The sequence below is a fragment of the Cupriavidus sp. GW822-FHT03E04 genome (assembly GCF_058801495.1).
In genome coordinates, this window is record NZ_JBXANI010000014.1 from 262,919 (window position 1) to 269,139 (window position 6,221).

The following is a 6,221-nucleotide window of genomic DNA, read 5'->3' on the forward strand; positions in this document are numbered from 1 at the left end:
TCGGTCTTGAATTTGCTTTTGCTTCCGGCTATAAACAGAATCATAATTCTCTTTCTTGTTATTTCAAGGGTCCGGCACAGGGCCCGCAGAAACCAGGAGACATTGATGCAGTTCCACAATCTGACTGTCGCGCAGATCACTCAGGAGACCGAAGACGCCCGTTCCTACGCGCTCTTGGTCCCCGATGCGCTGCAGCAATCCTTCGTCTATCGCGCCGGCCAGCACCTCACCTTCCGGGTAAACGTGGACGGGAAAACACTGCTACGCAGCTATTCGCTTTCCAGCTCGCCCGAGGCAGGCGGCCTTCCGGTCGTCACCGTCAAGCGCATCCCGGGGGGCCGCGCGTCGGGCTGGTTCCATGCGCATGTCGGCGCTGGCACGCAACTGGAGGTAAGCGCGCCGACCGGCCGGTTCGTGTGCGAGAACATGGACGCCCCGCTCTTCTTCTGCGCGGCGGGCAGCGGCATTACGCCGGTGCTGTCGATGATCCGTTCGGCGCTGGCATCCAGCAGCTGCGCGATGACGCTCTACTACGCCAATCGGGATGCCGGCAGCACGATCTTCGCGGCGGAGATCGCCAGGCTGTCCCGCGACAATTCCGATCGGCTGGCCGTGCATCTGCACCACGACGATACTGATGGTTTTCCCGAACGTGGCAAGATTGCCGCCTTGCTCTCGGCGGTGCCACACGGCCAGCTCTATCTGTGCGGCCCCGGGCCGTTCATGCAGACCGTGCTGGGGGCCGCTGAAGTGGCCGGCATGGCGCCGGGGCGCGTGCATCTGGAGCGGTTTGACGCGGCTGCGCAGGAGGCCGAGGTGGCAAGCGCGGCGCCAGTGCCCGCGCCGGCTTGCGACGCCACGGTAACCCTCGGCGGCGCCCTGCATGTGGTGCGGGTTGCCAGCGGCCAGTCCCTGCTGCAGGCCGCGCTGGCCTGCGGCGTGGATGCGCCCTATGCCTGCGAGGAAGGCTATTGCGGCTCGTGCGCGGCCAAGTGCGTGGATGGCGCGGTCGTCCATGCACGCAACGATGTTTTCAGTGCTGACGAACTTGCCGCCGGCTGGATCCTGACCTGCCAGGCGCGCCCACGCCAGGAGCGGCCGGTCGCCATCACCTTCGACGTATGACACCCGAAACCACGGCCCCCGCTGATGCCGCGGCGCCAACACTGCGCGCGGGGCTGAAACAGCCCCGCCAGGAGAGAAGCGAGGCCACGCTGAAGGCGCTGCTTGCCGCCGGGAGAGCGCTGATCAACGAGGCCGGCAGCCTGACCGGCTTCTCGCTCGCCGATCTCGTGCGGGCCGCGTCCACGTCCGTTGGCGCGTTCTATGCGCGCTTTCCGGACAAGGAGACCTTCTGCGCGCTGGTGCTGGAAGACACTCTGGCGGAGCTGCGCGCCGAGCTGGACTATTCGCTGGCCACGGACCCCGCCTGGAACGCAGGGCCGGCCCACGCGATCTGCACGCGCATCGTCGGCTTCTATATCGGCCTGTTCCGCAAGCACCGTGGCCTGTTTGCCGCGTATATGCGGCATAGCCCCGCGCAGAACCCCTTGTGGCAACCCATTCGCGAGGCCAACCGGCAGATCCTGGATGCCATGGTGCCGCGCCTGGCCAGCCGCGTTGCCGCCGGGCGCTTCAGCGGGCCGGATGATGAGACCCGCATCGCGGTCCAGCTTGTCATCAGTGCATTGACCAACATCGTGCTGCATACGCCCAGCGCCCTGGATCTGTACGATCCACGGCAGGAGCAACGGCTCACCGAGATGCTGCACCGCTACCTCGCCTTGCCAGCGGCGGGCGACGTCTTGCCTACGCCTCTGGCAGCATCAGATAGCGGCACATCATGCGGATCAGGTGGGTTTCCAGCTTGCGTTGCTCCAGGTGCAGCGGGCCCGGATCGTTGAGCAACAGATTGGCCAGCGTGCCCACCAGGAACTGAATGGCGACGCGCACCTCGAAGTCCGCGGTGCCAGCGCGTGGGGAATCGAGTTGCCTGGCCAGCAATGGCACAAGCAAATCCTGGATGCGGCGGTTGGCCTGCCGCATGGGATTGTCGCCGCCCCCGGTCGCGGAGTAATGCCGCAGGAAGCCTTTGAACAGGCCACGATTCTGGCGAAACTGGCCTACGTAGACGCGCACGATGCGCTCCACGATGGCCGTAGCCGAGCCGGCTTGCCAGACCGGATCTCTGGCGATCGATTTTTTCGTGAGTGCTTCGGCCTCGTCCAGCGCGGCCTCAAGCATGAACTGAAGGAACGCCTCCTTGTCCTTGAAGCGGGCATAGAAGGCGCCAATCGACGTCTCGGCGGCCTTCACGACGTCATTCAGGGAAATGTCATCCAGGTCGCCGCGTTGCTCTGCCAGCGCACGCCCCGCCTTGATCATGTTGACCAGGTTCTGCTCGCTGCGCGGCTGGCGTGGGGGGCGCATGGCTGGCGGGGTGACGGTGATTGCGACGGGTCCCTTTGCGGCTCGCCGCACGGGGGCGTCCTGGCGAGCGGGCGCGCTGGCTGGCGTCGAGGATTTTCGGCGAATAGGCATGGAATACAAATAATCGATAAGCGCAAGCAATGCCGCATTATGCGGCCTTCCTACCCTTGCCCTGCCGCCTGCATTGCGATCGCACGCTGCCCGGCGAGACCTGCCCGGGGGTGATCCCGATCAGCAACCGCGCGTTGATTGCCGCGCTGGCGCCGTTCGTAGGCGTAATGATCAGGAGAGCCTGGCGTTCACCTCGCCAGCGACCCGCGCGATGCACGCGATGGCATTTTGCGCCATCGGTGACGGCGTCCGGTTGCGCAGGCTGACAACGCCCATCTCGGAGAACAGCGACGGCAGCCCCTTGATGCGCAGCGGCAGCAGCGCGCCGGCATCGAGATCAGCTTGCACCGATGTCTGCGTGGCGGCGAGAACCGTGTCGGTGGACAGCGCCACGGCCCGCAGGATAGCAATGTCATCGCACTCGAGCGCAAGCACAGCTTCCTCGCCCGCCGGCAAGCCGAGCACCCTGGCCAGCTCGGTACTCAGGACGCTTGGCAACTTCGTCGCCGCGACACCGTACTGCCAGGCATCTGCCACCGTGCATTGACGTCCGGCAAGCGGGTGCGCGGTGCGTACGTAGAAGAAACCGGGTTGCGTCCCCAGTGGACGGATTTCCAGTGCAGGGTCTTGCGGCAGGTCGCGCACGTCCGCGACGAAAAACTCGATGTCTTCGGCGCGCAGGCGTTCCAGCAACTGCTGCCAGTTGCTCTCTTCCACGCGCAAGGCCACTTTGGGATAGAGGCGCCGCAGTTCGGACAACGCACGCGGCATCAGGGTCGCTGCCGGGAATGGCCCGGCGCCGAAGGCGGTGTCGCCCAACTGGCTGTCTCGAAAGAGATCGACATCGCGCTGCAGGCACCGCGCATCGAAGAGCAGCCTGCGGGCACGCCCGATCACGAACTCGCCGGCCGGGGTCGGCCGCACGTCGCCCACGTCGCGATCGAACAGGCGGATGCCGAGGTCCGCCTCGATGGCCTGGATGCTGCGGCTGAACGCAGGCTGGCTGAGGTGCACCCGCTCGGCAGCCCGCGCGAAATGCAGGACATCGGCAAGCGCCAGAACGTGGCTCAGGCGGCGAAGGTCCATCATGATGCGTTGCTCCGTACGCATTGGAACATTGCATAGTATGCATTGGACGCATTGACCGAGCAAGCCTACAGTCAGCCGGACTTAAAGCCTTTCAGGCCAAAAAGCGAGATCGGAGACAAGCCCCAATGAGTCCGCACCTTCAGAACATCTTGATCGTGATCGCCATGCTTGGCTTTGCCTGCATGGAGTGGGTCACGCGGCGCTACAAGAACAGCGTCAACCCTACCCTGGACGATACCAAGCTGGAACTGGCGATGTTCGTGAGCCTGCTCGCGATCACCCAGCCCCTGGCCTTGCTGGGGGCCGGCAAGCTTTGCGCCTGGCTGATGCCGGAACAACAAGGTGCGTGGGCGCACCTGCCATGGTGGGCAATGGCCGCGATCCTGCTGATTTGCGACGACATGACGCAATACTGGTGGCATCGCGTGTCGCATTCGCCGTTGTTGTGGCCTTTGCATCGCGCGCACCACACCGCGCAGTACATGAGCATCCGCATCACGTACCGGAACAATTTTTTCTATTACCTGATGATGCCGGGCCTGTGGATTGCAGGTGTGCTGCTGTATCTGGGTTTCGCTAAAGTCTACGGTGCGTACCTAGTCATCAAGCTGACTGTGATCCTTGGCGCGCACAGCGCATGGCGGTGGGACGAGCCCTTGTACCGAATCCGTGCACTGCGTCCGCTGATGTGGATGCTGGAACGCACGATCTCCACGCCCGCCACCCACTGGGCGCACCACGCAATGACGAATGAGGACGGCATCGGCCACTACAAGGGCAACTTCGGCAATTTGCTGTTCTTCTGGGACATCCTGTTTGGCTCGGCACACATCACGCGCAAGTATCCCGCCAAGATTGGCTTGCAGGACGACGTGCTGTTCGGGCAGGAGCGCTGGTTCACCCAGATGTTCTACCCGCTGTTCCAGTCGCGCCGGGCACACTCCGCGCTGCGCTTTGGCGGACGGGCTTATGCGGAGACCGACACCCATTCCGATACAGCACTGCAGGTCGATAAACAGCAGAGGTCCACATGAATGCTCGCGCTCTGACAGAAGAACTGGCCAGGCAAGACATCCTGAGCGCCCGCGTTCAGGCCATGTTCGCCGCGCAACAGCAAGCCTTCCTGCGCCACACCTTGCCCGATGCCGGGCAGCGGCGTGAACACTTGCGCGCTCTCAAGCACCAACTGCTGCGTTACCAGGACGTGCTTGCCGAAGCGATTTCCCAGGATTTCGGCGGACGCTCTCTGGCCGAGACCAAGATGCTGGAAGTGCTGCCGACCACGCTGGAGATCCGTCATGCCATCTCGCATGTGCGCCGCTGGATGCGGGCGAGCCGTCGCCGGCCCGAACTGCTGTTCGTCAGCAACAGCCTGCACGTTACCTACCAGCCCAAGGGCGTCGTCGGTGTCATCGCGACCTGGAATTTCCCGGTCTATCTGTCACTGGGCCCGCTAGTGGCCGCACTGGCCGCCGGCAACCGCGTCATGATCAAGATGCCAGAGACAACGCCAGCCACCAACGCCACGCTCAAGGCCATGCTTGGCGAGATCTTCGCCGAAGATCACGTTGCATTGATCGGCGGCGAGTTGCAAAACCCTGGCGTCTTTAGCGACCTGCCCTTCAACCATCTCGTTTTCACCGGCTCGCCGGCGGTAGGCCGTATCGTCATGGGCCAGGCGGCGCGCAATCTCACGCCGGTCACGCTCGAGCTTGGCGGCAAGTCGCCTGCCATCGTGTTGCGCGACTATCCCGTTGGCGAGGCCGCCCGGCGCATCGCGCATGGCAAGGGCATCAACTGCGGGCAGGTTTGCGTGGCGCCCGATTACGCGCTGGTGCCGCGCGAACGCGTGGACGAATTCGTCAAGGCGGTGATCGAAGGTTTCGGCGAACTGTTCAGCGAGCGGACCGGGCACAACCCCGATTACACGGCGCTGGCCACCGATCGCCACGCTGCACGCATCCAGGCCATGCTGGACGACGCGCGCGCCAAGGGCGCGACGGTGATGGCCTGCGGCGAGGTCGGCCCCGGCCGCCGCTTGCCATTGCACGTCGTGACGAACTGCACGCCCGACATGCTGCTGATGCGCGAGGAGATCTTTGGCCCCATCCTGCCAGTGCTGCCGTACGACACGCACGAGCAGGCCATCGCCATGGTGCAGCAACGCTCGCGTCCGCTCGCCCTGTACTGCTTCAGCCACGATGCGGCCGAGCGCAAGAAGCTGCTTGCACGCACGCATTCTGGCGGCGTCACCATCAACGACTGGGCCTGGCACGTGGTCAACCACGACGCACCCTTTGGCGGCGTGGGTAACTCAGGCATGGGCAACTATCACGGCGAAGAGGGGTTTCGCGAACTTTCGCATGCACGCACCGTGTTCAAACGGCACCGGTTCTTTCCCATCGGGCTGTTCTATCCGCCCTACGGCAATCTGGCGCAGCGCCTGACGATGAAGCTGTTTGTCGGCCAGGGCGATGTGGCGGTGAAGAAACCGTTCTGAAGCCCTTCTGAATCCGCAGCCGCAAAAGCAAAACCCCCCAGTACTTTCGTACTGGGGGGTTTCAAGGGAGAGCCTGGCGATTACCTACTTT

6 protein-coding genes are annotated in these 6,221 nt (G+C 64.0%); 4 read left to right on the forward strand and 2 right to left on the reverse strand.

Annotated elements, in window-relative coordinates; translation table 11 throughout:
• Positions 1 to 105 precede the first annotated feature (105 nt).
• Both AC1RQC_RS22140 and AC1RQC_RS22145 read left to right on the forward strand, forming a co-directional pair.
• On the forward strand, positions 106 to 1,125 hold the full coding sequence (locus AC1RQC_RS22140; RefSeq protein ID WP_492884659.1) for a 2Fe-2S iron-sulfur cluster-binding protein: 1,020 nt from the start codon (positions 106 to 108) through the stop codon (positions 1,123 to 1,125).
• Positions 1,122 to 1,904, forward strand: coding sequence for a TetR/AcrR family transcriptional regulator (locus AC1RQC_RS22145; protein WP_492376045.1), 783 nt, complete (start codon positions 1,122 to 1,124; stop codon positions 1,902 to 1,904). The genes AC1RQC_RS22140 and AC1RQC_RS22145 overlap by 4 nt, the downstream gene beginning before the upstream one ends.
• Here the strand turns inward: AC1RQC_RS22145 and AC1RQC_RS22150 are convergent.
• Entirely contained in the window at positions 1,810 to 2,430 is a 621-nt protein-coding gene (locus tag AC1RQC_RS22150; protein ID WP_492831401.1) for a TetR/AcrR family transcriptional regulator, read from the reverse strand. The genes AC1RQC_RS22145 and AC1RQC_RS22150 overlap by 95 nt on opposite strands.
• 282 nt (positions 2,431 to 2,712) lie before the next feature.
• On the reverse strand, positions 2,713 to 3,630 hold the full coding sequence (locus AC1RQC_RS22155; protein WP_492831402.1) for a LysR family transcriptional regulator: 918 nt from the start codon (positions 3,628 to 3,630) through the stop codon (positions 2,713 to 2,715).
• Positions 3,631 to 3,755: 125 nt separating this feature from the next.
• On the opposite strand from AC1RQC_RS22155, the gene AC1RQC_RS22160 reads away from it, so the two are divergent.
• On the forward strand, positions 3,756 to 4,664 hold the full coding sequence (locus AC1RQC_RS22160; RefSeq protein ID WP_492376048.1) for a sterol desaturase family protein: 909 nt from the start codon (positions 3,756 to 3,758) through the stop codon (positions 4,662 to 4,664).
• Complete coding sequence (locus AC1RQC_RS22165; RefSeq protein WP_492884661.1) at positions 4,661 to 6,130, forward strand: coniferyl aldehyde dehydrogenase; 1,470 nt, start codon at positions 4,661 to 4,663, stop codon at positions 6,128 to 6,130. Before AC1RQC_RS22160 ends, AC1RQC_RS22165 begins: the two co-directional genes overlap by 4 nt.
• The last annotated feature ends 91 nt before the right edge of the window (positions 6,131 to 6,221 follow it).

Excerpts from the sequence above, each read along its gene's own strand:
- AC1RQC_RS22165 (WP_492884661.1), top strand. The coding sequence starts at position 4,661 with ATGAATGCTCGCGCTCTGACAGAAGAACTGGCCAGGCAAGACATCCTG.
- AC1RQC_RS22150 (WP_492831401.1), bottom strand. The coding sequence starts at position 2,430 with ATGCGCCCCCCACGCCAGCCGCGCAGCGAGCAGAACCTGGTCAACATG.
- AC1RQC_RS22145 (WP_492376045.1), top strand. The coding sequence starts at position 1,122 with ATGACACCCGAAACCACGGCCCCCGCTGATGCCGCGGCGCCAACACTG.
- AC1RQC_RS22155 (WP_492831402.1), bottom strand. The coding sequence starts at position 3,630 with ATGATGGACCTTCGCCGCCTGAGCCACGTTCTGGCGCTTGCCGATGTC.
- AC1RQC_RS22160 (WP_492376048.1), top strand. The coding sequence starts at position 3,756 with ATGAGTCCGCACCTTCAGAACATCTTGATCGTGATCGCCATGCTTGGC.
- AC1RQC_RS22140 (WP_492884659.1), top strand. The coding sequence starts at position 106 with ATGCAGTTCCACAATCTGACTGTCGCGCAGATCACTCAGGAGACCGAA.